The organism is Caulobacter sp. RHG1 (assembly GCF_013181195.1).
Lineage (GTDB): Bacteria > Pseudomonadota > Alphaproteobacteria > Caulobacterales > Caulobacteraceae > Caulobacter.
The window spans coordinates 353,466-378,100 of record NZ_SMZP01000004.1; the positions used below are offsets into that span (position 1 = coordinate 353,466).

At 67.1% G+C, this 24,635-nt stretch carries 28 protein-coding genes; 13 read left to right on the forward strand and 15 right to left on the reverse strand.

Features of this window, described 5'->3' with window-relative positions; translation table 11 throughout:
* Positions 1 to 35: 35 nt before the first annotated feature.
* The 4 genes from E1H18_RS12815 to E1H18_RS12830 all read right to left on the reverse strand — a co-directional run bounded on the left by E1H18_RS12815 (position 36) and on the right by E1H18_RS12830 (position 3,319).
* Positions 36 to 473 (reverse strand): acetyltransferase, encoded by a 438-nt coding sequence (locus E1H18_RS12815; protein WP_172268737.1) that lies wholly within the window; start codon positions 471 to 473, stop codon positions 36 to 38.
* Between the two features lie 81 nt (positions 474 to 554).
* Positions 555 to 2,051, reverse strand: a complete 1,497-nt coding sequence (locus E1H18_RS12820) for a phosphomannomutase/phosphoglucomutase (protein WP_172268740.1) — start codon at positions 2,049 to 2,051, stop codon at positions 555 to 557.
* A 99-nt stretch (positions 2,052 to 2,150) separates the two neighbouring features.
* Positions 2,151 to 3,107: an SIS domain-containing protein gene (locus E1H18_RS12825; RefSeq protein WP_172268743.1), complete on the reverse strand. Its 957-nt coding sequence runs from the start codon at positions 3,105 to 3,107 to the stop codon at positions 2,151 to 2,153.
* A complete protein-coding gene (locus E1H18_RS12830; RefSeq protein ID WP_172269563.1) occupies positions 3,104 to 3,319 on the reverse strand; it encodes a hypothetical protein in 216 nt (71 codons plus the stop codon). The genes E1H18_RS12825 and E1H18_RS12830 overlap by 4 nt, the downstream gene beginning before the upstream one ends.
* Positions 3,320 to 3,480: 161 nt before the next feature.
* Between E1H18_RS12830 and gpmA the strand changes: the two genes are divergently transcribed.
* The 3 genes from gpmA to E1H18_RS12845 all read left to right on the forward strand — a co-directional run bounded on the left by gpmA (position 3,481) and on the right by E1H18_RS12845 (position 6,918).
* Positions 3,481 to 4,194, forward strand: a complete 714-nt coding sequence (gene gpmA / locus E1H18_RS12835) for a 2,3-diphosphoglycerate-dependent phosphoglycerate mutase (protein ID WP_172268746.1) — start codon at positions 3,481 to 3,483, stop codon at positions 4,192 to 4,194.
* A 90-nt stretch (positions 4,195 to 4,284) separates the two neighbouring features.
* Positions 4,285 to 5,544, forward strand: coding sequence for a pentapeptide repeat-containing protein (locus E1H18_RS12840; RefSeq protein WP_172268749.1), 1,260 nt, complete (start codon positions 4,285 to 4,287; stop codon positions 5,542 to 5,544).
* 120 nt (positions 5,545 to 5,664) lie between these two features.
* The gene (locus tag E1H18_RS12845; protein ID WP_172268752.1) at positions 5,665 to 6,918 is read left to right on the forward strand and encodes a pentapeptide repeat-containing protein; all 1,254 of its coding nucleotides are present in this window, start codon (positions 5,665 to 5,667) and stop codon (positions 6,916 to 6,918) included.
* A 220-nt stretch (positions 6,919 to 7,138) separates the two neighbouring features.
* Here E1H18_RS12845 and E1H18_RS12850 read toward each other — a convergent pair whose 3' ends face one another.
* The gene (locus E1H18_RS12850) at positions 7,139 to 7,594 is read right to left on the reverse strand and encodes an Hsp20 family protein (RefSeq protein WP_172268755.1); all 456 of its coding nucleotides are present in this window, start codon (positions 7,592 to 7,594) and stop codon (positions 7,139 to 7,141) included.
* A gap of 233 nt (positions 7,595 to 7,827) precedes the next feature.
* Between E1H18_RS12850 and E1H18_RS12855 the strand changes: the two genes are divergently transcribed.
* From E1H18_RS12855 to E1H18_RS12875, 5 genes are all read left to right on the forward strand, one after another.
* The gene (locus tag E1H18_RS12855) at positions 7,828 to 8,661 is read left to right on the forward strand and encodes a class I SAM-dependent methyltransferase (protein ID WP_172268758.1); all 834 of its coding nucleotides are present in this window, start codon (positions 7,828 to 7,830) and stop codon (positions 8,659 to 8,661) included.
* Between the two features lie 9 nt (positions 8,662 to 8,670).
* Positions 8,671 to 9,564, forward strand: coding sequence for a class I SAM-dependent methyltransferase (locus tag E1H18_RS12860; protein ID WP_370526494.1), 894 nt, complete (start codon positions 8,671 to 8,673; stop codon positions 9,562 to 9,564).
* Complete coding sequence (locus tag E1H18_RS12865) at positions 9,561 to 10,211, forward strand: hypothetical protein (protein WP_172268764.1); 651 nt, start codon at positions 9,561 to 9,563, stop codon at positions 10,209 to 10,211. The genes E1H18_RS12860 and E1H18_RS12865 overlap by 4 nt, the downstream gene beginning before the upstream one ends.
* A gap of 90 nt (positions 10,212 to 10,301) precedes the next feature.
* Positions 10,302 to 10,610 (forward strand): SCP2 sterol-binding domain-containing protein, encoded by a 309-nt coding sequence (locus E1H18_RS12870; protein WP_172268767.1) that lies wholly within the window; start codon positions 10,302 to 10,304, stop codon positions 10,608 to 10,610.
* Positions 10,611 to 10,618: 8 nt separating this feature from the next.
* Positions 10,619 to 11,602, forward strand: a complete 984-nt coding sequence (locus E1H18_RS12875) for an alpha/beta fold hydrolase (protein ID WP_172268770.1) — start codon at positions 10,619 to 10,621, stop codon at positions 11,600 to 11,602.
* Here E1H18_RS12875 and hisN read toward each other — a convergent pair.
* Positions 11,577 to 12,413 carry a histidinol-phosphatase gene (gene hisN, locus E1H18_RS12880; protein ID WP_172268773.1) on the reverse strand — a complete coding sequence of 279 codons (837 nt, stop codon included), beginning with the start codon at positions 12,411 to 12,413 and terminating at the stop codon, positions 11,577 to 11,579. The two genes, E1H18_RS12875 and hisN, sit on opposite strands and share 26 nt — an antisense overlap.
* Positions 12,414 to 12,463: 50 nt before the next feature.
* Positions 12,464 to 12,859: a helix-turn-helix domain-containing protein gene (locus E1H18_RS12885; protein ID WP_172268776.1), complete on the reverse strand. Its 396-nt coding sequence runs from the start codon at positions 12,857 to 12,859 to the stop codon at positions 12,464 to 12,466.
* A gap of 119 nt (positions 12,860 to 12,978) precedes the next feature.
* On the opposite strand from E1H18_RS12885, the gene E1H18_RS12890 reads away from it, so the two are divergent.
* Positions 12,979 to 13,923, forward strand: coding sequence for a lysophospholipid acyltransferase family protein (locus tag E1H18_RS12890; RefSeq protein WP_172268779.1), 945 nt, complete (start codon positions 12,979 to 12,981; stop codon positions 13,921 to 13,923).
* On the opposite strand, the gene E1H18_RS12895 is transcribed toward E1H18_RS12890, so the two are convergent.
* The 5 genes from E1H18_RS12895 to gcrA all read right to left on the reverse strand — a co-directional run bounded on the left by E1H18_RS12895 (position 13,920) and on the right by gcrA (position 17,838).
* Positions 13,920 to 14,438: a response regulator gene (locus E1H18_RS12895; protein ID WP_172268782.1), complete on the reverse strand. Its 519-nt coding sequence runs from the start codon at positions 14,436 to 14,438 to the stop codon at positions 13,920 to 13,922. The genes E1H18_RS12890 and E1H18_RS12895 overlap by 4 nt on opposite strands.
* Positions 14,439 to 14,562: 124 nt before the next feature.
* On the reverse strand, positions 14,563 to 15,411 hold the full coding sequence (locus E1H18_RS12900) for a M23 family metallopeptidase (RefSeq protein ID WP_172268785.1): 849 nt from the start codon (positions 15,409 to 15,411) through the stop codon (positions 14,563 to 14,565).
* Entirely contained in the window at positions 15,396 to 15,611 is a 216-nt protein-coding gene (locus tag E1H18_RS12905) for a DUF2093 domain-containing protein (RefSeq protein ID WP_172268788.1), read from the reverse strand. Before E1H18_RS12905 ends, E1H18_RS12900 begins: the two co-directional genes overlap by 16 nt.
* A 43-nt stretch (positions 15,612 to 15,654) precedes the next feature.
* Positions 15,655 to 17,175: an exodeoxyribonuclease VII large subunit gene (gene xseA / locus E1H18_RS12910; protein ID WP_172268791.1), complete on the reverse strand. Its 1,521-nt coding sequence runs from the start codon at positions 17,173 to 17,175 to the stop codon at positions 15,655 to 15,657.
* 138 nt (positions 17,176 to 17,313) lie between these two features.
* Positions 17,314 to 17,838 carry a cell cycle sigma 70 cofactor GcrA gene (gcrA, locus tag E1H18_RS12915; protein WP_172268809.1) on the reverse strand — a complete coding sequence of 175 codons (525 nt, stop codon included), beginning with the start codon at positions 17,836 to 17,838 and terminating at the stop codon, positions 17,314 to 17,316.
* A 236-nt stretch (positions 17,839 to 18,074) separates the two neighbouring features.
* On the opposite strand from gcrA, the gene E1H18_RS12920 reads away from it, so the two are divergent.
* The 3 genes from E1H18_RS12920 (at position 18,075) to argF (ending at position 21,295) form a co-directional block, all read left to right on the forward strand.
* The gene (locus E1H18_RS12920; protein ID WP_172268812.1) at positions 18,075 to 18,896 is read left to right on the forward strand and encodes an ABC transporter permease; all 822 of its coding nucleotides are present in this window, start codon (positions 18,075 to 18,077) and stop codon (positions 18,894 to 18,896) included.
* A gap of 134 nt (positions 18,897 to 19,030) precedes the next feature.
* Positions 19,031 to 20,245: an aspartate aminotransferase family protein gene (locus E1H18_RS12925; protein ID WP_172268815.1), complete on the forward strand. Its 1,215-nt coding sequence runs from the start codon at positions 19,031 to 19,033 to the stop codon at positions 20,243 to 20,245.
* A gap of 114 nt (positions 20,246 to 20,359) precedes the next feature.
* Entirely contained in the window at positions 20,360 to 21,295 is a 936-nt protein-coding gene (gene argF / locus E1H18_RS12930; protein WP_172268818.1) for an ornithine carbamoyltransferase, read from the forward strand.
* Here argF and E1H18_RS12935 read toward each other — a convergent pair whose 3' ends face one another.
* Positions 21,296 to 21,622 (reverse strand): GIY-YIG nuclease family protein, encoded by a 327-nt coding sequence (locus tag E1H18_RS12935; RefSeq protein WP_172268821.1) that lies wholly within the window; start codon positions 21,620 to 21,622, stop codon positions 21,296 to 21,298.
* Positions 21,623 to 21,868: 246 nt separating this feature from the next.
* Here E1H18_RS12935 and E1H18_RS12940 point away from each other — a divergent pair, with 246 nt between their 5' ends.
* Entirely contained in the window at positions 21,869 to 22,777 is a 909-nt protein-coding gene (locus tag E1H18_RS12940) for an Hsp33 family molecular chaperone (protein ID WP_172268824.1), read from the forward strand.
* 62 nt (positions 22,778 to 22,839) lie between these two features.
* Here the strand turns inward: E1H18_RS12940 and apaG are convergent, their stop codons facing one another.
* The gene (gene apaG / locus E1H18_RS12945) at positions 22,840 to 23,304 is read right to left on the reverse strand and encodes a Co2+/Mg2+ efflux protein ApaG (RefSeq protein ID WP_172268827.1); all 465 of its coding nucleotides are present in this window, start codon (positions 23,302 to 23,304) and stop codon (positions 22,840 to 22,842) included.
* A complete protein-coding gene (gene metZ / locus E1H18_RS12950) occupies positions 23,285 to 24,469 on the reverse strand; it encodes an O-succinylhomoserine sulfhydrylase (protein WP_172268830.1) in 1,185 nt (394 codons plus the stop codon). Before metZ ends, apaG begins: the two co-directional genes overlap by 20 nt.
* Positions 24,470 to 24,635 lie beyond the last annotated feature (166 nt).

Sequence of the window (24,635 nt, forward strand, 5' to 3'; positions counted from 1 at the left end):
TCGAAGGTTGGACGCCCAGCTAAGCCCGAATTGCCTCAACCACCAAAGCGCAGATGGATCAGTGGGTAGGGACGACCCTGGCCGTCGAGGTCGGAGCGGCCGGTGCGCTCGAAACCCATGTGCTCATAGAAGCCCACGGCCTGGGCGTTCTGTTCGTTGACGTCGGTGGTCAGGGACGGGTGAACCGCCAGGGCGTAGTCGATCATGATCGCGCCGACGCCCGCCCCGCGATGGGCGGGATCGATGAACAGGGCCTCCATGTGGCCGTTGTCGATCAGCATGAAGCCCAGCGGCCGGTCGCGGTCGTCGACTGCCAGCATCAGCGGGGCCGAGGGCAGGAAGCCTTGCACCTCGACGTCGATTGCGGCGCGGTCTTCCGGGCTGAGGAAGTCATGCGTGGCGTCGACGGCGGCGGCCCAGATCGCGACGACGCGGTCGCCATCATCGGGGCGGGAAGGGCGGAGCTTGATCATGGGGCGTCGGTAGAGGATCGCTGGGCAAAGAAAAAGGCCGGCGCTTTCGCCCCGGCCCTCTGTTCTGAATTCCGAGAGAGCTCAGATCTCTTGATTGTACTTACCCACCCGGTCGCCCAGGCGCGGCTTCACTTCCTCGCGGAACAGCGCCCGCATGTCGTCTTCCGACTGGGTGCTCTCGACCACGACCACGACTTCCGGCTTGTTCGATGAGGCGCGGACCAGGACCCACGAGCCGTCGTCCAGGTGGACGCGCACGCCATTGACGGTGATCACCTCGGTGATCTTGCGGCCCAGGATCGAGCCGCCGGCGGCGAACAGGTCCTGGTATTCCTTCACCACGTCATCGACGACGCCGTACTTCACCTCGTCGCCGCACTTGGGGCTCATGGTCAGCGAGGTGAAGGCCACCGGCAGGGCCTTGCGCATGTCCGACAGCTTCACGCCCGGATTGCGGTCCAGCATGGCCAGGATGGCGGCCGCCGCGGTCAGGCCGCAGTCGTAGCCGTAGCCCAAGTCGCCGTTCATGAAAAAGTGGCCGCTCTTCTCGAAGCCGGCCAGGGCGCCCAGCTCGGCGCTCTTGCGCTTGATGTAGCTGTGGCCGGTCTTCCAGTAGATCACCTTGCAGCCGTGCTGCTGCAGGATCGGGTCGGTGGCGTAGAGGCCAGTCGACTTCACGTCGACGACGAAGGTCGCGCCGGGGTGCAGCGGGGCGAGGTCGCGGGCCAGCATCAGGCCGATCTTGTCGGCGAAGATCTCCTCGCCCTCGTCATCCACAACGCCGCAGCGGTCACCGTCGCCGTCGAAACCGAAGGCCAGGTCCGCACCGGTCTCGCGCACGGTCGCGGCCATGGCGTGCAGCATCTCGGCGTCTTCGGGGTTGGGATTGTACTTCGGGAAGGTGAAGTCGAGGTCAGTGTCCATCGGCACCACCTCGGCCACGCCCATCTTCTGCAGGGCCTCGACCACGAAGGCGCCGGCCGTGCCGTTGCCACAGGCGGCGATCACTTTGAGAGGCCGGGTGACGTTGGCGCGCTTGGCGACGTCGTCGATATAGCGTTGGGCCTCGCCCTGCACCCGGATCAGCTTGCCGCCGTCACGCTCGACGAATTCAGCGCCAAGGACGATCGCTTTGAGGCGGCTCATCTCGTCGGGGCCAAAGGTCAGGGGCTTCTGGGCGCCCATCTTCACGCCGGTCCAGCCGTTCTCGTTGTGGCTGGCGGTGACCATGGCCACGCACGGAATGTCGAGGTCGAACTGGGCGAAATAGGCGGTCGGCGACAGGGCCAGGCCGATATCGTGCACTTCGCAGCCGGCGCCGATCAGGCCCAGGATCAGGGCGTTCTTGATCGAGGTCGAATAAGAGCGGAAGTCGTGGCCGACCACGATCTTCGACTGACCCAGCTCCTGGATGTAGGTGCCCAGGCCCAGGCCCAGGGCCTGCACGCCCAGCAGGTTGATCTCCGGGCCAAACAGCCAGCGCGCATCGTACTCACGGAAGCCGGTCGCCTTGACCAACGGTTCGTTTTCATAGGCGGCGGTATTCGCAACGAGATCGGCGCGGGGCGCGGAGAACATCGAAAGGCTCGCTTCAATTGTGACGAAGGGGCTTTAGCCGCCTGAAGCTCAGGCGACTAGCGCGTTCGCATGACAAAGTTCGATTAATTCAGATGTGACTTAGATCACGCCGGCGCGGAGCAGGTCGTGGACATGCAGTATGCCGACTGGGCGTTCGTCCTGCACCACGAACAGCACGGTGATCCGGCGCTCGTTCATGATCTTCAGCGCCTCGGCCGCCAGGGCGCCGGGCGTGATGGTCAGGGGCGAGCGGGTCATGACGTGATCGGCGGTGTGGGTCAGCAGGCCGTCCATGTGGCGACGCAGGTCGCCATCGGTGATCAGGCCCACCAGGCGGCCGGCCGCGTCGACCACCCCCACCGCGCCGAAGCGCTTCTCGCTCATCACCAGCAGGGCGTCGGGCATGGCCGCCGTGGCCTTGGTCAGCGGCAGTTCGCCGTCGCCATGCATCAGGTCGCCGACCGTGCGCAGCATCGCGCCCAGCTTGCCGCCGGGGTGGAAGATGCGGAAGTCGCTGGCCGTGAAGCCGCGACGCTCCAGCAGGGCTACGGCGATGGCGTCGCCCAAGGCGATCTGCAGGGTGGTCGAGGTGGTGGGGGCGTTGACCTCGGCCGTGGCTTCCGGCGCGTCGGGCAGCAGCAGCAGGATGTCGGCGGCGCGACCCAGTTGGCTTTGCGCGTCGGCGGTCATGGCGATCAGCGGGATCGAGAACCGCTTGGCATAGGCCAGGGTGTCGGTCAGTTCGCGGCCGGCGCCCGACTTCGACAGAGCCAGCACGACATCGTCGGGGCCGATCATGCCGAGATCGCCGTGGCTGGCCTCGGCGGGATGGACGAACATCGCCTGGGCGCCGGTCGAGGCCAGGGTGGCGGCGATCTTGCGCGCCACGTGGCCGGACTTGCCCATGCCGGTGCAGACGATGCGGCCCTTGGCGGCGAACAGGGTCTCGACGGCCTTGGCGAAGGCCTCGCCCAGCGACTCGGACAGGGTGCGAAGGGCGTCGGCCTCGGTCAGCAGGACCCGGCGGCCGATGGAGACGGCGTCGAAGGAGCTCATTGAGGCATCTTGCCGGCGGCTTCGACGGCCTTCTTGGCGGCTTCTTCGCGGCGGCGGGCGGCGTCCTTTTCCTTCTGCAGCTTGGCCTTCATCTCGGGGGTCTGCTGCACTGGCGTGTGGCCGAACGGCCCCCACGAGCGGTCGCCCTGGCCCTGCGGCCAGACGAGGGAAAAGGTGATCAGCGCCACGGCGACGAGGCCCATCAGCGGCATGAAGAAGCGATCCGGCATGGCGCCGCTATAGCACGACGGGAGCCGAGGGGGAGGGGCGAGAAGAAGGCGCTTGTGGGGCGGGTTGTGGGGCATCCGCGCTTGACGCTTGCGGCGGCTGGCCTTAGCCCGCCCGTGAGACCTCCCCATACGAAGGAAGCCCGATGCCGACGCTCGTCCTGCTCCGCCACGGTCAAAGCCAGTGGAACCTCGAGAACCGCTTCACGGGCTGGGTCGACGTCGACCTGACCGCCGAGGGCGAAGCCCAGGCCAAGAAGGGCGGCGAGCTGATCGCCGCCGCTGGCCTTGATATCGACCACGCCTTCACCTCGGTCCAGACCCGCGCCATCCGCACCGGCAACCTGGCCCTGGACGCGGCCAAGCAGTCGTTCGTGCCGGTGACCAAGGACTGGCGCCTGAACGAGCGCCACTACGGCGGCCTGACCGGCCTGAACAAGGCCGAGACCGCCGAGAAGCACGGCGTCGAGCAAGTCACCGTCTGGCGCCGTTCGTACGACGTGCCGCCGCCGGAACTGGCCCCGGGCGGTGAGTACGACTTCGCCGCCGACCGTCGCTACAAGGGCGCGACCCTGCCCTCGACCGAGAGCCTGGCCACCACCCTGGTCCGCGTTCTGCCCTACTGGGAAAGCGATATCGCGCCGCACCTGAAGGCCGGCGAGACCGTGCTGATCGCCGCCCACGGCAACTCGCTGCGCGCCATCGTCAAGCACCTGTTCAATGTGCCGGAAGACAAGATCGTCGGCGTCGAAATCCCGACCGGCAACCCGCTGGTCATCGAGCTGAACGACGACCTGAAGCCGGTCAGCGCCCGCTATCTGGACGAGAGCCGCGCCGAGACCCTGCCCCAAATCGGGTAGTCGGTTAACCTTCGCCAGAAACCCTTGGAAACACGGCGTTAATTCTGCGCGTTGCATGGTGAGCCCTTAGTTCGGGATTCCATGTGACCGATGAGCGCCGCCGCGCAGCCTACCCAGGAATACAAGCGCCTGACGCAGCATGACGTTGACGTCATCTGCGCCAAGCACGATCGCCTGTGGTCGGCGCGGCTGGGCGGCGCGCGCGCCGTGTTCGCCTTCTGCGACCTTTCCGGCCTGTCGATGACGGGCCGGAATCTCTGCGACGCCGACTTTACCGGCGCGATCATGGTCGCCTGCGACCTGCGCAAGACCAAGCTGGACAACGCCAACCTGTACGGCGCCGACATGCAGGGCGCGGACCTGACCGACGCGAGCCTGCGCCGGGCCGACCTGCGCGGCTCCAGCCTGCGCGGCGCCAACCTGACCGGCGCCGACATGTTCGAAGCAGACCTGCGCGAAGGCACGATCGCCGCCGCCGACCGCAAGGAAGGCTTCCGCGTCATCGAGCTGACCCAGCGAGAGGCCTACGCCACCGGGGCGAACCTCTCGGGCGCCAATCTGGAGCGCTCGCGCCTGTCGGGCATCGTGGCGACCAAGGCCGATTTCAGCGACGCGATCCTGAAGGACGCCAAGCTGGTCCGCGCCAACCTGAAACAAGCCAATTTCAATGGGGCCAACCTGGCCGGCGCCGACCTGTCGGGCGCCAACCTGGCCGGGGCCGACCTGCGCAATACGGTCCTGGTCGGCGCCAAGACCATGTCGTGGAACATCAACGACACCAATCTGGAAGGCGCCCTGACCGACAAGCCGGCGGGCACCAACGTCTCGGACATGCCCTACGAACAGATGATCGCCGACCATGCGCGGTGGATCGAGACGGGCGGGGCCGAGGGCAAGCCGTCGGTGTTCGACAAGGCCGATCTGCGTAACCTGCGCTCGATCCGCGGCTTCAACCTGACGGCCCTGTCGGCCAAGTCAGCGGTGTTCTATGGCCTCGACATGGAAGGCGCCCAGATGCAGGGCGCGCAACTGGACGGGGCGGACCTGCGGGCCTGCAACCTGCGCCGGGCCGATCTGCGCGGCGCGCGGCTGAAGGGCGCCAAGCTGACCGGCTCGGATCTGCGGGACGCCCAGCTGGGCCCACTGCTGATCGCCGCCGATCGCGTTCTGCCCGTCGATCTGACCGGGGCGATCCTGGCCAATGCCGATCTCGCACGCGCCGACCTGCGCCAGGCCAAGATGGCCGGGGCGGACGTTTCGCGAGCCAATTTCAGCGGCGCTCAACTGCGCGATGTCGACCTGACCGGCGCGATCCGTCTGGGCGCACGCGGGCTGGACGATGTCATCTGACGAGCGAGAGTTTTTGGCGCGATATTTTCGCGACATTCGGACGCAGGCTTAACGGTTCGCTCGTCCATCGGCCTCTACAGTGCGCGTAACTTAGAAAAGAACCTAACGGGGAACAACGTTATGAACGCCGCGCAAAGCGTGGCCGGGCGTCGTCGCCTGAGCCAAGCCGAGCTCGACATGATCGTAACGGCGCACGAGAAATTCGTTACCGGCAAGCAGGGCGGCAAACGCGCCTCCCTCCGCTTCATGCAGCTGTCGGGCCTAGATCTGTCGTTCCGGAATTTGACTGACGCGGACCTGTCCGCCTCGATCCTCGAAGGCTGCCGCATGGTCCGCACCAAGCTGGACCGCGCCAGCCTGTTCGGCTGTGACCTGCGCAAGAGCGACATGCGCCAGGCTTCGCTGGTCCGCGCGGATCTGCGCGGCGCCTGCCTGCGCGGCGCCAACCTGGCCCAGGCCGACCTGACGCAAGCCGATTTCCGCGAAGGCCAGATCGCCATTCCGCACCCTCGTAAGGGCCTCGACACCCTGCGCCACGAGACGCGCCAGGGTGAGGTCGACGAAGTGAACTTCTCCGGCGCCACGCTGGACGGCTCCCAGTTCGAGGGCGTGTCGGCATTCAAGGCCGATTTCAGCGACTGTTCTTTGCGCGGCGCCAAACTGGCGGGCGCGAACCTGAAGGAAGCCAACTTGGTCGGGGCCATCCTGGACGGCGCCGACGTCAAGGGCGCCAACCTGGAAGGCGCGAACCTGACCGGCGCGGTCATGGCCGGCGTCGACACCTCGACCGCCCGCGTGAGCGGCGCCCACATGACTGGCGCGCTGCGCGCCTCGACGCCCGAGGCGGTGTCGAAGGCTCAGTCGCTCTACAAGATGTGCCTGGACAACCAGCTGTGGTGCCAGACCGGCGGCAAGGAAGGCGCTTGCGCCCGCCTGGACGGCGAGGACCTGCGGCCGCTGGGCGACAGGCTGAAGGGCCTGCGGCTGACAGCCATGACCGCCAAGGGCGCCTGCATGGTGGGGCTGGACCTCTCCGGGGCCCAGCTGCAGGGCGCCAACCTGGCCGGCGCGGATCTCCGGGCGGCTAACCTGCGCGGCGCGGACCTGCGCGGGGCCAAGCTGACCGGCGCCAATCTGACCAAGGCCGACCTGCGCCAGGCGTTCCTGTCGCCGCTGCCGCTGGGTCCGACTCGCCAGACCGAGGTCAGCCTGCAGGGCGCTCGCGTGCGTTATGCGATGATGCAGGCCGCCGACCTCAGCGAAGCGGTTCTGGACGGCGCGGACCTGCGCGGCTCGGACTTCACCGGGGCCCGGGTGGCCAAGGCGAGTTTCCGGGATGTCGAGCTGAGCTCGGTGCAGGGGCTGGAGTTTTAGGGGCGGGCGCTAGCGCCCCCTCCGTCTCGTCGCGTATCCGCGCCGATCCACCTCCCCCGTTTCACGGGGGAGGATGAAACGTCTCTTCTCCTCCCCTGCGAAGCGGGGGAGGTGGCCCGAAGGGCCGGAGGGGGCGCTCCTCACCGCAAACGAAAAAGGCGGCGTCTTGCGACGCCGCCCAAGTTCAGAGGGGATTGGGGAAACTCAGGAACCGGTCGGCTTACGCCGCCTTTTCGCCTTCGATCAGGCTGGGGCTCGACTTGATTTCCACCGTGCGGGGCTTCAGCGCCTCGGGCACTTCACGCTTCAGCGCCACCGACAGCAGGCCGTTCGACAGATCGGCGTCAACCACCACCAGGTAGTCGGTCAGCTGGAACTTGCGCTCGAAGTTACGCTCGGCCAGGCCGCGATGCAGGTACTGCTTGGCGTCGCCGTCGTTGGCCGCCTTGCGACCGGTGACGGTCAGCAGGTTTTCCTTCACCTCGACATTCAGCTCTTCGGGCTTGAAGCCGGCCACCGCGATCTCGATGCGGTAGTCGTTCTCGCTGGTGCGTTCGATGTTGTAGGGGGGGTAGCCCGAGGCCGTTTCACTGCGGGCCGCAGCGTCGAGCTGGGCGGCGAGGCGGTCGAAACCGACGAGCGAACGGTGCAGGGGCGAAAGGTCGAAAGTACGCATAGGGTCAGATCCTTCTTATCAAGCAAGGTCTTCAAAAGGTTCGTCCCGTGGCGACCCGAGTTCGGCGTCGCCTGTGGTCCGGAAGGCCCGGGTTTCCAGCGCCTTCGTGAAACTAGTTGGTGAGCGGATTTCCGCGTTCAAGGGCTTGTCCCGATGGCGAACGTGAATCGTTTGACGCACCCTCCCTCGCGGTTAAGGTCGCCCCGCCCCAATCGCCGAAGGACAAGCTGCTCATGCTCCGTCGCCACGTCATGCTCGCCGCCGCCGTGCTCACCCTGGCCGCGCCCGCCGCCGCCTTCGCCGCCGATGCGGCGCTGAAAGCTGCGGTTGCTTCGTCCACGCGTCCGGCCGCCGACGTCGCCCGAGACGGCGCTCGTCACCCGGTCGAGAGCCTGACCTTCTGGGGCCTGAAGCCCAAGCAGACCGTGATCGAGATCTCGCCCGGCGGCGGCTACTGGACCGAGATCCTGGCGCCCTACGCCAAGGCCACCGGCGGCCACTACATCGCCGGCGTCGCCGACCTGTCCAATCCGAAGATCTCGGAAGGCGCCAAGAAGGGCCGCGCCGACTTCGAAGCCCGCTTCGCCGATCAGGCCAAGTACGGTCACGTCGCCTACGCCAACTTCGGCGCGACCTCGGGCCCGCTGGGCGCGCCGGGCTCGGCCGATCTCGTCCTGACCGCCCGCAACGTCCACAACTGGACCGGCGCGCCCGGCATGGCCGACAAGGTGTTCGCCGACTTCTTCGCCGTGCTGAAGCCGGGCGGCCTGCTGGCCGTCGAGGATCACCGCGCAGACCCGCGCTCGGAAAAGGCGGCCGACGGCTATCTGAACACCGCCACGGTCGTGGCGATCGCCAAGAAGGCCGGCTTTGTTCTGGACGCCCAGTCCGAGATCAACGCCAATCCCAAGGACACCAAGGACCATCCGTTCGGCGTCTGGACCCTGCCGCCCACCAAGCGCTCGGCTCCCGGCGGCCAGCCGGCCGATCCCAGCTTCGACCGCAGCAAGTACGACGCGATCGGCGAGAGCGACCGCATGACCCTGCGCTTCCGTAAGCCGGCTTAAAGGCGCGTGGTGGTTTCTGTGAAGGACTGGTCGCGGCGAGGGCTCCTGGCCGGTGTGGGTGCGCTGGGTCTCGCCGCGTGCGGCAAGAAGGACGAGGCCGCCAAGGTCGAGGCCAAGCCGGCCGAGAAGGTCGCGCCCAAGACGATTGCGGCGGTGGTCGCGGGCGACTGGCGCTCAGCCGATGATCGGGCGCGGGACGTCTCGCGCCATCCGGTTGAGAGCCTGACGTTCTGGGGTCTCAAGCCCGGCCAGACCGTGGTTGAGTTCTGGCCCGGCGCCGGCTGGTACACCGACATCCTCGCGCCGTATCTGGCCGACACCAAGGGCAAGCTCTACGAGGCGGTGCTACAGGCCAGCGACCCCGCCGATCCGGCCGCTGCGGAGATCGTCGAGGCCTACCGTCGCAAGTTGACCGAGAAGAAGCGCGTCTATGGCGACGTGACCTTCACCGCCTTTGGTCCCACCAGCGGTCCGGTCGCGCCGGACGGTTCGGCAGACTTGGTGCTATTTCTGCGCAACCTGCACAACTGGATGGCCGGCGGCATCGCCGAAAAGGCCTTCAAGGACGCCCTTGCGGCCCTCAAGCCCGGCGGGATCCTGGGCGTCGAGGAGCACCGCGGCGAGCCAGGACGCATCCAGGACGTCCTCGCGGCCGACGGCTACGTCCAGCAAGACTACGTGATCCAGATGGCCAAGGAGGCCGGGTTCATCCTGGTCGAGACCAGCGAGATCAACGCCAATCCCAAGGACACCAAGGACCATCCATTCGGTGTCTGGACCCTGCCGCCGACGCGCCTGTCGGCCCCGCGCGGCGAGCCGGCCGAGCCCGGCTTCGACCACGCCAAGTACGACGCCATCGGCGAGAGCGACCGGATGACCCTCAAGTTCGTGAAGCCGACGTGAGGCCGCTGGCGCTGATTCTGGTCGCGACCGTTCTGGCGGTCGCCACCCCAGCTTTCGCCGAGAAGTCGGCCGAGGCCGTCAAGGTGCTGCCGTTTCTGGACAAGTTCCTGAAGGTCCCGGCCGCCGAGCGCACGCGCCTGAAGCTGACCTATGCGGTGCGCCACGACGGCAAGATGATGCCGAACCTCAAGGCGACCCTGGTCGAGCGCAATGGCGCCCGCACGCCGCTGCCGGTGGACGGGGAGGGCTATTTCGAACGCCTGCCAAGCCTGGCCCAGCTGGACGGCGATCCGGCCATCGTCTTCGACGTGCCCGTGGGCTGGAAGATGGGCACGCTGATGAACTTCGGCACGACGCTGAAGCCCGCTCAGGACTACGACGCCCGCGAGCTGGCGGCGACGGTGACCGAGGCCAACGCCGTGATGAACAAGGCTGCGGGCGTCATGGCGATGATGGCCCCGAAGATGACCGGCATCGTCTTTCCGAAGGCCGAGAGCGGGGTGGTGACCTTCGCTGGCGGTCGCACCGCGCCGCTGCCAGAAGCCGAGGGCGCGCCGTACTTCCGTCCCGCCGATCACAAGGGCGCCGTGCGGGTAAAGTTGACAAAGTCGCCGACTAAGGTCGCCTTCTACGACGGGAAGAAATAAGGCTGCGCGTCGTCTGAACGGTGTTTACTTGCCGACGGCTCGCGGTCTAGCTATCCGCCAACACTTTTCGCGCAGAGGGAGATCGCGCTCATGGCTACGCTTCAGGAAATCACCGACCGCATCAAGGGCGCCGTGGGCGACGACAGCGGTCTGGGCAAGAGCCTCAAGTTCGACCTGAAGGACGCCGGCTTCATCCACATCGACGGCGGTTCGGTCACCAACGAAGACAAGCCCGCCGACCTGACCATGACGCTGGGCATCGACGACCTGCTGGCCATCGGCGCCGGCACGCTGGATCCGACCATGGCCGTCATGACCGGCAAGCTGAAGCTGTCGGACATGGGCGCGGCCATGGCCCTGCAGCCGAAGATGGGCGCCCTGTTCGCCAAGATGCGCTGAGCCACGGCATGAGCGAACCGGCGTCTCTGGTCTCGATTCCCGAGGCTCCGGTTCCCGCCAACGGCAAGGCTGAATGGTTTAGCGGCGCGGATGGGGCGACCCTCCGCGCCGCGACCTTTTTCCCGGATGGCTCTTCCCGGGGGACGGTGGTGCTCAGCCCCGGCCGGAGCGAGCCTCTGGAGAAGTATTTCGAGGTCGTCGACGACCTCCTGGCGCGCGGCTTCGCCGTGCTGCTGCACGACTGGCGAGGGCAGGGGCTGTCGGCCCGCGGCTTGCCGGATCGCCTCAAGGGGCACGCCCAGGGCTTCAAGACCTTCCTGTCCGACTACAAGGCGCTGCTCGACACGTTCGAGGCGCGCATGCCCAGGCCTTGGATCGCCATGGCCCACTCGATGGGGGGGTGTCTGACCATGCTGGCCCTGGCCAGCGGCGAGGCTCGCTTCTCGGCCGCGGTGCTGTCGGCGCCGATGCTGGGCCTGAACACCGGCGGTATTCCGCCCTGGCTAGCCACGCCTCTGTCCTGGACCGTGTCGAGGATCGGCCTGGCCGGCGAGTACGTGCAGGGCGGCCAATACGATCCGCTGGCCCAGACCTTCACGGGCGACGCCTTGACCCACGACGAGACGCGCTACGACCGCTACATGGCCCAGCTGCGCGCTCAGCCGGACCTCGCCGTCGGCGGCATGACCTGGGGCTGGGCCGACTTCGCCGTCACCGCCTGCGCCTGGCTACGCAAGGCCCGGGGCGTTGAAGCGATCAAGATCCCGGTGACCATCGTCGCGGCCGAGCTCGACAACCGCGTGCTCAATCCGGACCAGAAAAGCGTCGCCGCTCGCATCCCGCAGGGCCGCTATGTCGAGGTCCCGGGCGCGTACCACGAGATCCTGATCGAGACGGATCAGCGCCGCGCGATCTTCTGGCAAGCCTTCGACGAGACGGTGGACCCCGTCGCGCCGCGCGAACCGATTATTTCGCAGAACGTCTCAGACTGATCAGCGCCTCGTCGAGGGGGCGGCGGTCTCCGGAGAGGATCATCTGGCCGCCGTCGGGGCCGACGGGCTCGCCGCGCCAGTTGGTGACGAGTCCGCCGGCGCCTTCGATCAGCGGGATGGCGGCCTCGATGTCCCAGGACTTCAGGCCGGCCTCGATGACCATGTCCATCTTGCCCATGGCGACCATGGCGTAGGCATAGGCGTCGCAGCCCATGCGAGCCAGCTTGGCGGCGGCGCGCACCTGCAGCCAGGCGGCGCGTTCAGAGCCGTCGAAACAGGCGTCGGCGTCGGTGGTGGCGATGATGGCGTCGGTCAGGTCGGCGCATTCGCGCACCCGGATCGGCCGTTCCTGGCCGCGCGCGACCAGTCGTGAGCCGCCGGCATGGCCGACGAAGATCTCGCCGACATAGGGCTGACCGATCGAGCCCAGAACGGGACGCCCCTGGTGGCGAAGGCCGATCAGGGTGGTCCACATCGGCAGGCCGGAGATGAAGGCGCGGGTGCCGTCGATTGGGTCCAGGACCCACACGAACTCGGCGTCCGGACGATCCTCGCCGTACTCCTCGCCGATCACGCCGTGCTCGGGATAGCGCTCGGCGATCAGCTTGCGGATCGCCGCCTCGGCGCCGCGGTCGGCCTCGGTGACCGGATCGAAGGCCGCATGGGTGTCGCGCGGCAGGTTCTTGCCGGCGCCCTTGTCCTCCAAGCCGTGATCGGCCCGGAACAGCGGCAGGATGACGTCCGCCGAAGCCTTGTTCAGGTCGATGACGAAGGCGTCGAGCGCCGCGAGGGTGTCAGCTGAAAGCGTCATGGGCGGGGTTTAACGCCCCCGCCGCAGGTACGCTACCTAACTTCGTTCACTCAGGCGTCGGCATGTTCCGGACCGCCGCCGTTCAGCGACTTGGCCAAGTCCAGCAGGCGACGGCGTGGACGTTCGCCCAGCAGATAGTAGGCGCGGATCAGGTCCAGCGTCTCCTTGCGGGCGAACATCTCGCCGCCTTCCGACTCGTTGGCCGCCTCGCGGCGCACGTCCGACAGGCCGTCGTAGAAGTAGCCGACCGGCACTTCCAGGGCCTCGGACAGCTGCCAGAGGCGCGCGGCCGAGATGCGGTTGGCGCCGCACTCGTACTTCTGGATCTGCTGGAAGCGCACCCCCACGGCGCCGGCCAGCTGTTGTTGGGTCAGGCCCAGCAGACGGCGCCGGCGGCGCAGGCGCTTGCCCAGATGCGTGTCGATATCGTTGCCCATGGAAGCCATGCCCCCCAGTTGTTCCTGGACCCGTCCCGAAACGGAACGGTCTGGACTGACAGCCGCAAGTCGCGTGCCGCGCGAGAGCGACGTTGCCTGAGGCGTGTCCCCAAGCTTACTAAGAGCGCATGTCGGATAAGCGTCAGCCCTGGGTTCAGGACCTTCTATGGCGGTTGGAGGCCCTGGGCTTCGACCTCTTCATCGGCGCGGTGCGCCTGATGGGCGTGGACCGCGCCTCGGATTTCGGCGGCTGGCTGGGCCGCACGCTGGGGCCGTTGAGCGGAGCGCACAAGGTCGCCACCCGCAATCTGAAGCTGGCCTTCCCGGAGAAGGACGCCGCCTGGCGCGACAAGATCCTGGACGAGCAGTGGGAAGGCCTGGGCCGCTCCTTCGCCGAGTTTCCGCTCATGGACAAGATCCTGCCGTCGACCGGCCGGGTCGAGGTCGTCAATGCCGAGCGCCTGGCGCAGATCGCCGAGCAGAAGATCCCGGTGGTGTTCGTCTCGGGCCACTTGTCGAACTGGGAGGTCATGCCGGCCGCCATCGTCGATAGCGGCGTGGTCTGCGAAATGACCTATCGCGCGGCCAACAATCCTTATGTCGACAAGCGTATCCGCGACAGCCGCTTCCGTTACGGCGTGCGGCTGTTCGCGCCCAAGGGCGGAGATGGCGCGCGCGAGCTCTTGGAAGGCATGAAGAAGGGTAGTTCGGTCGCGCTGATGAACGACCAGAAGTTCGGCAGCGGCGTGGCTGCGCCGTTTTTCGGCCATGACGCCCGCACCGCGCCGGGGCCCACACGCCTGGCGATCCGTTTTGGCACGGTGCTGCAGCCGATGTCGGTCCAGCGCCTGAAGGGCGCGCGGTTCCGGGCGGTGGTGCACGAGCCGATCGTCCCGCCCAGCACCGGCGACCGCACGGCCGACATCGAGGCCGGCGTGCGCATGATCAACGCCTTCATGGAAGAGCGCATCCGCGAGCGCCCGGCCGAGTGGTTCTGGGTCCACCGCCGCTGGCCCAACGAGGTCTATGCGGACCTGGCCCAGCGCGAGGCGGAGGCGGTCGAGAAGGTCTAGATCTCGATCTTCTCTTCGCCGGCGTCACGCTCGCCGTTGCGGCGGAACGGGCCCTTGTAGTGCGGATCGTGGCGGCGGCGGCGGCAGGGGCCGAAATAGTCCGGCGAGCGGATGAACGGCCGCGGGTGGAAGATCACCGTATTGATGCGGTCCAGCAGCGAGCGGGCGGTGACCGGCTTGACCACGATCTCGGTGACCCCGGCGTCGCGGGCCTCGAACACGCGGTGACGTTCGGCAAAGCCGGTCAGCATGATGATCGGCAGGAACGGATCGACGCTGTCGGGCGAATTGCGCACCAACTGGGTGAACTGCACCCCGTCCAGCGGCGTCATCTTGAAGTCGATGATCGCGATGTCGGTTTGCCAGTCGCGCAGGATCTGCAGGCCTTCCGCCCCGTCCATCGCTTCACGGATATGCCTGACGCCCACGCCCTTGAGGATCGTCGAGACGATCGACCGGATGTGCTGGTTGTCGTCCACCAGCAGAAAGCGCAGCTTTTCGAGCGCTGCCGACATGCGGGAGCCGCCTCCTCGAGGACTTGCGGAAGAACGAACCGCGCTGCTGCCCACAACGCGTCTCGTGGAGGCGGAGAACTATCGAATGATTTTCACTCGCGCCAGGGGCGACTTTTGTGACGGTTTACCCTCGGAAGGGGCCAGCGCCGACCAGAAGCGACGGGTCCAGATTGCGATCGCGCCACTTCATTCGCCAGCACAGGTGCGGCCCAGTAGCGCGGCCTTCCTTGCCGGTCTGGGCGAACACCTGACCCTGTTTCAGATAAGTCCCTGGAGAAACTAGGATTTTCGACAGGTGCAAATAGGCGGTGATCAAGCCTTGGCCGTGATCGATCAGAACGAGGCCGCCTTCGAAGTGCAGGCCAGTTTCGGCAAATGCAACCAGTCCGGTTGCGGGGGATCGCACCGGAGTCCCCACGGGCGTCGCGAGGTCAACCCCAAAATGGGGACGTTTCGGTTCGCCATTGAGGATTCTCTGGCCGCCGAAGCGTGCAGAACGCCTCGCACCGGTCACCGGCAGGATGAAGCCATCCCGGAATCCCTCGATATCGGCCAGGCTGGCAAAGCCCGCCTGCTTGCGCGCGCCCTCGGCCAGCAGCCGTTGCAACAGGATCGGGTCGGTCGGCGACACCTGCTCGGGCGGCAGGCCGTTGATGCGCTGGATATCGAAGTCGCCGGGCGTGATCGTCGCCTGATGCGAGGCCGAGCCCTCGGGCGTGGTCACGGTCAGGACGCTGGTCGGCGGAGCGTCGCGGTCGAAGCCGACGAAGAACCAGCCGTTGGCCGAGGCTGTGGTCAGCACCTTGCCATCGACGTCGATGACGGCGCGCGGGGTCGTGCGGCCGACGACATAGCCGCCCTGCACGTACTTGCCCGAGAGGGTCAGGCCGGGCGCGGCCGCGAAGGCCTTGCCGGAAAGGGCGGAGAGGGGCAGCGCGGCCAGGACCGCGCGGCGGTTCAGGCCCCTTGCCAACGCTTCAGCGCTTCGGCGGGGCTGGCATAGGCTTCCTGGTGTTCGGGGCTCCAGTAGCGCAGGGCGTCCAGCGGGATCTGCCGGTTGCTCACGGCGCACAGCACGAAGCGGCCGGGGCTGAGCACGGCGTACTCGCCGTCGCCATAGTGCAGGACAGCCAGGCCGTCGGACTTGCCGAGATCACGATCGAAAGCGTTCATGGGCGTACTTTAAGTGAAACGGGCTTCAAGCGAAACTGGCGGATCAGAACAGGTCGCCCTGGTCGGTCGGCGACGCCGCCGGCTTGGGGCGAGGCTTGGGGGCCGGGACGGGGGCCGGCGGCGGCACGAACCCGCCTTCGCCGTCGATCACCGCGTCGCGGTCGCCGCTCTTGAACTTCAGATTTACGCGCTCGCCCGAGACGAGGTCGGCGGCCGAGCGGGCCAGGGTCCCGTCGCCCTTGCGGACCAGGGCGAAGCCTAGCTCCAGGGGGCGCTCGGGGTTCAGCGACTGACGCAGCTTTTCCAGATTGGCCAGGCGGTCGGCGTCCCGCTGCAGGCGGCGATCGCCGGCCGCGCTCAGGCGCTGCCACAGGGCGGGCAGGCGGGCGTGTTGGGCCACGCGGTCGGGCGCGCGGCGGGCGGCCAGATCCAGGCGGCGGGAGAGATCGTTCACGCGATCGGCCTTGGTCGCGTGTTGGCGTCGCAGGGCGTCCGGCGTCAGGCGGGCTGTGATCTTCAAGAGGTCGTGGGCGTGGACGGCGGTGTTGCGCTGAAGTGCAGCGTCCAGGCGGCCCGAGGCGATGTCGAACCGCTGCTGAGCCAGGGCCAGAATGTCGTCGGGACGCGGCAGGCCGCGGGCGGCGCTGACCAGGCGCGTGCGGCGCTCCTCGATCGTGCGCGAGCCGCAGCGATTCAGGCGGCGATCGAAGTCGGAGATCAGGGCGCGCAGCTCGGCCAGCACCGGCGTGGCCATCTCGGCGGCGGCGGTCGGCGTGGGCGCGCGACGGTCGGAGACGAAATCGATCAGGGTGGTGTCAGTCTCGTGGCCGACGGCCGAAATCAGCGGGATGGTCCCTTCGGCCACGGTGCGGGCCAGGCCCTCGTCGTTGAAAGCCCACAGGTCCTCGACGGAGCCGCCGCCCCGCGCGACGATCAGGATGTCGGGACGCGGCACCGGACCGCCCGGGGCGATGGCGTTGAAGCCGCGTATGGCTGCGCTGACCTGGCCGGCGGCGGCGTCGCCCTGCACGACGCACGGCCAGACCAGCACCTGGCAGGGCCAGCGGTCGCGGATGCGGTGCAGGATGTCGCGAATGACCGCGCCGGTCGGGCTGGTGATCACGCCGACGACGGCCGGCATGGAAGGCAGGGGGCGCTTGCGTTCGGGCGCGAACAGGCCTTCTGACGCCAGCTTGGCCTTCAGCCGCTCCAACTGCGCCAGTAGCGCGCCGACGCCGGCGGCTTCCATGCTGTCGATGACGATCTGGTAGCGCGAGCCCGCCGGATAGGTGGTGATCTTGCCGGTGACGATGACTTCCAGGCCGTGCTCGGGCCGCACGCCCAGGCCCCGGACATTGCCCTTCCACACCACGCCGTCGATCGCGGACTTGTCGTCCTTGATGGTCAGGTAAACGTGGCCATTGCCGTGGTGGGTGACCTTCGACAGCTCGCCGCGCAGCCGCACGAAGCCGTAACGGTCCTCCAGCGTGCGCTTCAGCGCGAAGGCCAGTTCTGAGACCGAGTAGGGCGGGGCGTTGGAATCGTTCGGCGGAAGGTCCGTCATGGGGGTGTTTTAGGCGGGAAGTTGGGGGAGGTCATCTGTCTCAAGACCGCCGTCGTAGCCGCGGCCCCTCAAACGGAAAATCCCGGACAGTCGCGTCGACTGCCCGGGATCCGCCGCTCTGAGAGACTTTTGTTCTTCTTAGATGTAGCGGCGAAGCGAACGGGCGAGCTCGGTGGCGCCGCCCTTCTTCTTGGTCTGCTGGGGCTGGTAGGCCACCCGGGCGTGTTCGATGCAGTAGGGGCCTTCCGACGAGCGGCGGCCGCAGAAGGTGAAGCCGTCCGACGACGGGTCGCCGATCGGCCACTTGCACATGTGCGCGCCCAGGGTCAGCACGGTGGCCGAGCCCGGCTCTTCGTGACGGAAGGCCGGCAGCGGGGCCGGCGCGGCGGCCACGGGGACCGACGCCGATGGCGCCTCGACCGGGGTCACGCGGCGCGGGGCTGACGGCATGGCCTGGGCGGCCGGACGCGCCGGACGCGGAGCCTTGAAGGCCGGACGCGCGGGTTGCGAGGGGGCCGCACGGCCCGACAGGCCCAGGCGGTGCACCTTGCCGATGACGGCGTTGCGCGTAACGCCACCCAGCTGTTTGGCGATCTGACTGGCAGACAGGCCGTCCAGCCAGAGCTTCTTCAAGGTCGAGACCCGTTCGTCGGTCCAGCTCATAACCCGTCTCCGCCATTTGAACGGGAAGGCCGGCGTCCCCACGCCTGCCACCCCATATATGGTGATCAAACCGCCCCGCCGGCGGCTGTCCTACTACATATCGTAAAGAATGTGTTAAAGCGCACAATAGGCGGTAACGACTCTGTCCACAGAAACAAGATGTTGATTCACGCAAGCCCAAGCTTGCGAAACGTGGCCGCAGAGCGCACATCCCTGAGAATCCAAGGGAAATTGCAGTGAGAGACATGGCCGAGAGCGTCATTCCGCCCCAGCCGCGCGACTACCGCGGTTGGAACTGGTCCGGCTTCGTCACCCTGTATCAGCGCGAAATCCGCCGATTCTGGAAGGTTGGGACTCAGACCGTCGCTGCGCCGGTGGTCACTACGCTGCTCTACATGCTGGTGTTCGTGGTCGCGGTGGGCTCGAGCCGGCCGGCCGTCGGCGGCATCACCTTCGGCCATTTCGTGGCCCCGGGCCTGATCATGATGGCCATCCTGAACAACGCCTTCGCCAACGCCTCCTCGTCGCTGATCCAGGCCAAGATGATGGGCCTGACGCCCGACTTCCTGACCCCGCCGCTGTCGGCGCTGGAACAGGTGTTGGGCTTTTCGCTGGGGGCTGCGACGCGCGGCGTGGTGGTCGGTGCGGTGACGGCCCTGGTCATCGGCGTGCTGCCGGGCGCAGGCCTGTCGGTCGCCCACCCCTGGGCTATCCTCTATTTCGGCGTCACGGCCTCACTGATCCTGGGCATGGCCGGCGTGCTGGCCGGCCTGTGGTCGGAGAAATTCGACCAACTGGCGGCCGTGACCAATTTCGTGATCATGCCCATGACCTTCCTGTCGGGCACCTTCTATCTGGTCGACAAGCTGCCCGAGCCGTTCCGCACGGCCAGCCATTTCAACCCGTTCTTCTACCTGATCGACGGCTTCCGCTACGGCTTCATCGGCCATGCTGACGGTTCGATCGCCATCGGCGTCATCGCCACGGGCGCCCTGACCCTCGGCCTGTTCCTGTGGTGCTGGCGCCTGTTCGTCACCGGTTACCGTCTGAAGAGCTGATTTTTCGTCGGTTTTTCAGGGACGTTTCACAGAGCCTTGATTGACAGGCCGGCCTTGTGAGCCGACAACCTGCGGCCTTCCGGTCCCCGTGCTTTCAGCACGGGGGCTTCTTTCCTTTTTGGGAGGCCGGTCACTTGAGCACCGCGACGTCGTCCAATCCCTCGCAGAACCACATCATGGGCGTGTACAACCGCGCTCCGCTGGCGTTCGAACGAGGCCGAGGCGCGCGACTGTTCTCGACCACGGGCGAAGAATATCTGGACTGCGTGGCGGGCATCGCCACCTGCGGTCTGGGCCACGCCCACCCGGCGCTGGTCGATGCGCTGAAGACCCAGGGCGAGAAGCTCTGGCACGTCTCCAACATCTACACGATCCCCGAGCAGGAAGTGCTGGCCGACAAGCTGTGCGCGGCCACCTTCGCCGATGTGGTGTTCTTCACCAACTCGGGCACCGAGGCGATCGAATGCGCCCTGAAGGCCGCTCGTCGCTATCACGTGATGAACGGCCAGTCGGAACGCATCGACATCATCGGCTTCGACGGCTCGTTCCACGGCCGCTCCTATGCCGCGGTCAACGCCTCGGGCAACGCCGGCTATCTGGACGGCTTCGGCCCGCGCCTGCCGGGCTTCATCCAGTTGCCGTTCGGCGACATGGACGCCTTGAAGGCCGCCATCGGTCCGACGACCGCCGGGATCATCATCGAGCCCGTGCAGGGCGAGGGCGGGGCGCGGTCGCTGACCAGCGCTCAACTGCTGGAGCTGCGCCAGATCACCCGCGACGCCGGCATCCTGCTGATCTACGACGAAGTGCAGAGCGGCATGGGCCGGACCGGCAAGCTCTTCGCCCATGAATGGGCGCCGGGCAGCGAGCCGGACATCATGTGCGTGGCCAAGGCCCTGGGCGGCGGCTTCCCGGTCGGCGCCTGCCTGGCCTCGACCGAAGGCGCCAAGGGCATGACCCCCGGCACCCACGGCTCGACCTACGGCGGCAACCCGCTGGCCATGGCGGTCGGCAATGCGGCGTTCGACGCGATCAACAGCGATGAGCTGCTGGACAACGTCAACACCGTCGCCGGCTACTTCACCCAGCAGCTGAACGGCCTGAAGGACCGCTTCCCGGACGTCGTCGTCGACATCCGCGGCAAGGGTCTCCTGATCGGCATCAAGGTGGTTCCGAACAACCGCGAGTTCATGGTCATGGCCCGCGATCAGAACCTGCTGATCGCCGGCGGCGGCGACAACTGCGTGCGCCTGCTGCCGCCGCTGAACCTGACCATCGAGGAAGCCAGCGAAGCGATCTCCAAGCTCGAGAAGGCTTGTGAAGTCGCCCGCGCCAAGGCCTCCGCCTAAGATCCTCCAACCCCGTTTTCCCGGCGAAAGCCGGGACCCAGATCAAGCCCGTCGACTTCCCGGATGTATCTGGGCCCCGGCCTTCGCCGGGGAGACGGGAATAGGGATAGTCCGATGACTCAACCCCGCCACTTCATCGACCTGTGGAAGCTGGACGGCGCGACCCTGCGCCTGATGCTCGACGACGCCCACGCCCGCAAGAGCGCCCGCAAGGGCTGGCCGCAGGGCAAGGTCGACGCCGACGCGCCGGCCAAGGACCGCGTGTTGTCGATGATCTTCCAGAAGAACTCGACCCGCACCCGCTTCTCGTTCGACGCCGCCATGCGCCAGCTGGGCGGCAGCGCGATCATCTCGACCGCCAACGACATGCAACTGGGCCGCGGCGAGACCATCGAGGACACCGCCAAGGTGCTGTCGCGCATGGTCGACGCGGTGATGATCCGCGCCAACAGCCACGCCGACGTCGAGCGTTTCGCCCAGGTCTCGACCGTGCCGGTCATCAACGGCCTGACCGACAAGAGCCATCCGTGCCAGATCATGGCTGACCTGCTGACCATCGAGGAACACCGCGGCCCGATCGCCGGCAAGACGATCGCCTGGGTCGGCGACGGCAACAATGTCTGCTCCAGCTTCATCCACGCCGCGCCGCTGTTGGGTTTCGAGCTGAAGATCGCCTGTCCGGCGGTCTATCACGCCGACCTGCACGACCTGGCGCGCGCCGAAGGCCTGCAGGGCAAGGTCAGCATGATGACCGACGCCAAGGAAGCCGTGCGCGGCGCCGACGTCGTCGTGGCCGACACCTGGGTCTCGATGGGCGACACCGATCACGACGAACGTCTGGCCGCCTTCGAGGCCTATCAGGTCGACGACAAGCTGATGGACTTGGCGGCCGCCAATGGCGTGTTCCTCCACTGCCTGCCCGCCCACCGCGGCGAGGAAGTCACCGACGCGGTCATGGATGGGCCCCGCTCGCTGGTCTGGGACGAAGCGGAAAACCGCATCCACGCCCAGAAGTCGGTTCTGGCCTGGGCGTTCGGGGCGATTGGGTAGTCAGATCTGGCGAGGGACGGGTGTCCACTCGCAGACCGCCGCATAGAGGTCTTCCCACTGTGGATTGTCGCGCTCGATCAGGTTGATCTTCCACTGGCGCGGCCATTCCTTGAGCGATCGTTCGCGCTGGATGGCGACGGTCATCTCGTCGTGGGTTTCGAACCAGACGAGCCGCTTCAAGCCGTAGCGCTTGGTGAAGCCGGGGATCAATCCGTCGCGGTGCTGGATCATTCGCGTCTGGAACTGACTGGTGACGCCAATGTAGAGCGTGCCGCGGTAACGGTCGGTCATGATGTAGACGGCGATAGATGCGTCTTTTCCGACCATATGCTAATTATGCATCTATAGATTGATTTCATCAACTCCACCCGTCATCCCGGGCCTTGTGCCCGGGACCCCTATGTCCGCTGCAGGTGCGAGTAAGGAGGCGCGTCGAGGCCCCGCTTTGTCCCGCATTTCACGTGCGCGCCGAAAGAGGGGTCCCGGGCACAAGGCCCGGGATGACGGTGGTTGAGGGCGATGTGAAAACCTTCGGGCTCGCTTTTTCGAAAAGACCGCCTATCTAGCCTCCCCATGACCGATACCGCTTCCCTTCCTGGCGTCCTCGACGACGTCGTTTCCGCGTTTCAGATCGAAGGCCTGCCCGTGCGCGGCCGGATGGTTCGCCTGGGCGAGGCCGTCAACGAGGTGCTGACGCGTCACGCCTATCCCGAGCCGGTGGCCAACCTGCTGGGCGAAGCCTGCGCGCTGGCCGCCCTGGTCGGCTCCAGCCTGAAGTTCGAGGGCCGGCTGATCGTCCAAGCCCAGGGCGACGGGCCGGTGCGCTATGTCGTGGTCGACTACGACACCAGCGGCGGCCTGCGTGGTTATTGCCGCTTCGACGCGGACGAGGTCGCGGCCATCTCGGAAGGCTTCACGCGTCCGGGGGCCAAGACCCTGCTGGGCGGCGGCGTGTTCATCATGACCCTGGACCAGGGCGCGGACATGGACCGCTATCAGGGCGTCACCCCGATCGAAGGCGAGACCCTGGCCCTGTGCGCCGAGCAGTACTTCGCCCAGTCGGAGCAGACCCCGACCCGCGTGCGCCTGGCCGTCGGCCAGATCGACACCGGCGAGGGGCCGCAATGGCGCGCCGGCGGCATCCTGATCCAGGCCATCGCCGGCGACCAGTCGCGCGGCGAGACCCAGGAAGCCTGGACCCACGTGCAGGCGCTGTTCGAGACCACCGGCGAAGACGAACTGATCGACCCCACCGTCACGACGGCGACCCTGCTGTGGCGGCTGTTCAACGAGGACGGCGTGCGCCTGCTGGAGGAAAAGCCGCTACGCGCCTTCTGCCGCTGCTCGGAAGACCGCATCGGCGTGGTGATGGACTCGTTCTCGGCCGAAGAAGTGGCTGACATGGTCGAGCCCGACGGCAAGATCCACGTGACCTGCGAGTACTGCTCGCGCGTCTACCAGCTGGACCCTCCGGCGGCGTAAGCCTGACCCGTTCTGAATTGAAGAAAGCCGGCGCCCCTCAGGAGCGCCGGCTTTTTTGCAAGCTAGTTGATCTTCAGCGCCGCGCCCGGCAGGTGCAGCGAGAACTCGGGGATCTCGACGTCGAACACCTCGCCGTCGGCATTGATCATCGAATAGCTGCCCTTCATCGCGCCCGAAGGGGTGGGGAGGGGACAGTTGGAGACGTAGCGGAAGGCCTCGCGGGGCTTCAGCTCCGGCTGCTCGCCGACCACGCCGCTGCCTTCCACGTCGTTCACGCGGTTGAAGCCGTCGGTGATGCTCCAGCGGCGCGAGATCAGGGTCACCGTCTCGACGCCGTGGTTTTCGATCTCGACCGTGTAGGACCACAGATAGAGGCCCTGTTCCGGAGAGGACTCCTCGGCGGCATAGACCGGGAAGACGCGCACGACGATGTCGCGGGTGCGCGCTTCATAGGCCGAACCGTCCTGGCCGCGCCGGCGCCTCATGCGCTGCATGGGGGGAGACGTCTCACGCCTGATCGAGCGCACGGATCACATCCCGCTTGAGGTCTTCGACGCTTTCCAGGCCCACTGAAAGGCGCACGCCGCCCTCGGTCACGCCCAGCGACGGGCGCTGCTCTTCGGGCACCGAGCGGTGGGTGGTGGTCGGCGGGTGGGTGGCCATCGATTTGGCGTCGCCGAGGTTGTTGGAGATGTCGACGATCTCCAGCGCATTGAGGAACTTGAAGGCCGCTTCGCGCGAGCCCAGGTCCATGGCGATGACGGTGCCGCCGCCGGTCATCTGCTTCTTGGCGATCTCATAGCCCGGATGGTCCTTGCGGAACGGGTAGAGGACCTCTCGGACCTTCTTGTGTTCGCCGATCACGTCGGCGAGGGCCGCAGCGGTGTCGTTCTGGCGACGCACGCGCAGGTCCAGGGTCTCCAGGCCCTTGACCAGGACCCAGGCGTTGAACGGCGACAGCGCGGGGCCGGTGTGGCGCACGTAGTCGCGGTAGAATTCCTCGTTGATCGCCTCGCTGGTCAGGATGGCCCCGCCCAGCACGCGGCCCTGGCCGTCGATGTGCTTGGTGGCCGAATAGACCACGACGTCGGCGCCCAGCTTCAGCGGCTGCTGGAAGATCGGGGTGGCGAAGACGTTGTCGACCACGACCTTGGCGCCGACCGCGTGGGCCATCTCGGCGACGGCGGCGATGTCGGTGATTTCCAGGACCGGGTTCGAGGGCGTCTCGATCAGCACGGCCTTGGTGTTGGGACGGATTGCCGCTTCCCATTCGGCCAGGTTGGTGGCGTCGACGAAGGTGGTCTCGACCCCGAAGCGCGGCAGCAGCTCGGCGACGATCCAGCGGCACGAGCCAAACAGGGCGCGGCCGGCCACGACGTGGTCGCCGGCCTTTACCAGGCCGATCAGGGCGGCGTGGACCGAGGCCATGCCGGTCGCCTGGGCGCGGCAGACCTCGGCGCCTTCCAGCAGGGCCAGGCGATCCTCGAACATCTTCACGGTCGGGTTGTTGAACCGCGAATAGACGAAGCCAGGCTCGTCGCCAGCGAAGCGGCGGTCGGCGCCCTCGGCGCTGTCGTAGGTGAAGCCTTGCGTCAGATAGAGCGCCTCAGCGGTCTCCATGAACTGCGAGCGCGCGATGCCCCCACGAATGAGCTTCGTCGCAACGTCCCAGTCCTTAGGATCCTCGGCCACGGGCCTTACCTCCATACGCTTTGAAATCGCCGGCATAAGGAGCGGGGAGGGGGGCTTGGTCAAGCATCATCACCCCATCCGCGACCGGAGAATTGTCACGCGCGAAAATCACATTGTCACAGGCGAGCTTACCGAGGTCTTGCCTTGCGTTTGCGGTCGCGTTTGG

What these genes read in the sequence shown, in the direction of transcription:
- E1H18_RS12875 (WP_172268770.1), top strand. Translation starts at nt 10,619, where the DNA reads ATGAGCGAACCGGCGTCTCTGGTCTCGATTCCCGAGGCTCCGGTTCCC.
- E1H18_RS12935 (WP_172268821.1), bottom strand. Translation starts at nt 21,622, where the DNA reads ATGGTCGGAAAAGACGCATCTATCGCCGTCTACATCATGACCGACCGT.
- E1H18_RS12895 (WP_172268782.1), bottom strand. Translation starts at nt 14,438, where the DNA reads ATGTCGGCAGCGCTCGAAAAGCTGCGCTTTCTGCTGGTGGACGACAAC.
- gcrA (WP_172268809.1), bottom strand. Translation starts at nt 17,838, where the DNA reads ATGAGCTGGACCGACGAACGGGTCTCGACCTTGAAGAAGCTCTGGCTG.
- E1H18_RS12940 (WP_172268824.1), top strand. Translation starts at nt 21,869, where the DNA reads ATGACCGATACCGCTTCCCTTCCTGGCGTCCTCGACGACGTCGTTTCC.
- E1H18_RS12885 (WP_172268776.1), bottom strand. Translation starts at nt 12,859, where the DNA reads ATGGCTTCCATGGGCAACGATATCGACACGCATCTGGGCAAGCGCCTG.
- E1H18_RS12830 (WP_172269563.1), bottom strand. Translation starts at nt 3,319, where the DNA reads ATGCCGCTGATGGGCCTCGTCGCCGTGGCGCTGATCACCTTTTCCCTC.
- E1H18_RS12845 (WP_172268752.1), top strand. Translation starts at nt 5,665, where the DNA reads ATGAACGCCGCGCAAAGCGTGGCCGGGCGTCGTCGCCTGAGCCAAGCC.
- E1H18_RS12890 (WP_172268779.1), top strand. Translation starts at nt 12,979, where the DNA reads ATGTCGGATAAGCGTCAGCCCTGGGTTCAGGACCTTCTATGGCGGTTG.
- xseA (WP_172268791.1), bottom strand. Translation starts at nt 17,175, where the DNA reads ATGACGGACCTTCCGCCGAACGATTCCAACGCCCCGCCCTACTCGGTC.
- E1H18_RS12905 (WP_172268788.1), bottom strand. Translation starts at nt 15,611, where the DNA reads ATGAACGCTTTCGATCGTGATCTCGGCAAGTCCGACGGCCTGGCTGTC.
- gpmA (WP_172268746.1), top strand. Translation starts at nt 3,481, where the DNA reads ATGCCGACGCTCGTCCTGCTCCGCCACGGTCAAAGCCAGTGGAACCTC.
- E1H18_RS12815 (WP_172268737.1), bottom strand. Translation starts at nt 473, where the DNA reads ATGATCAAGCTCCGCCCTTCCCGCCCCGATGATGGCGACCGCGTCGTC.
- E1H18_RS12855 (WP_172268758.1), top strand. Translation starts at nt 7,828, where the DNA reads ATGCTCCGTCGCCACGTCATGCTCGCCGCCGCCGTGCTCACCCTGGCC.
- E1H18_RS12850 (WP_172268755.1), bottom strand. Translation starts at nt 7,594, where the DNA reads ATGCGTACTTTCGACCTTTCGCCCCTGCACCGTTCGCTCGTCGGTTTC.
- hisN (WP_172268773.1), bottom strand. Translation starts at nt 12,413, where the DNA reads ATGACGCTTTCAGCTGACACCCTCGCGGCGCTCGACGCCTTCGTCATC.
- argF (WP_172268818.1), top strand. Translation starts at nt 20,360, where the DNA reads ATGACTCAACCCCGCCACTTCATCGACCTGTGGAAGCTGGACGGCGCG.
- E1H18_RS12825 (WP_172268743.1), bottom strand. Translation starts at nt 3,107, where the DNA reads ATGAGCTCCTTCGACGCCGTCTCCATCGGCCGCCGGGTCCTGCTGACC.
- E1H18_RS12820 (WP_172268740.1), bottom strand. Translation starts at nt 2,051, where the DNA reads ATGTTCTCCGCGCCCCGCGCCGATCTCGTTGCGAATACCGCCGCCTAT.
- E1H18_RS12870 (WP_172268767.1), top strand. Translation starts at nt 10,302, where the DNA reads ATGGCTACGCTTCAGGAAATCACCGACCGCATCAAGGGCGCCGTGGGC.
- E1H18_RS12840 (WP_172268749.1), top strand. Translation starts at nt 4,285, where the DNA reads ATGAGCGCCGCCGCGCAGCCTACCCAGGAATACAAGCGCCTGACGCAG.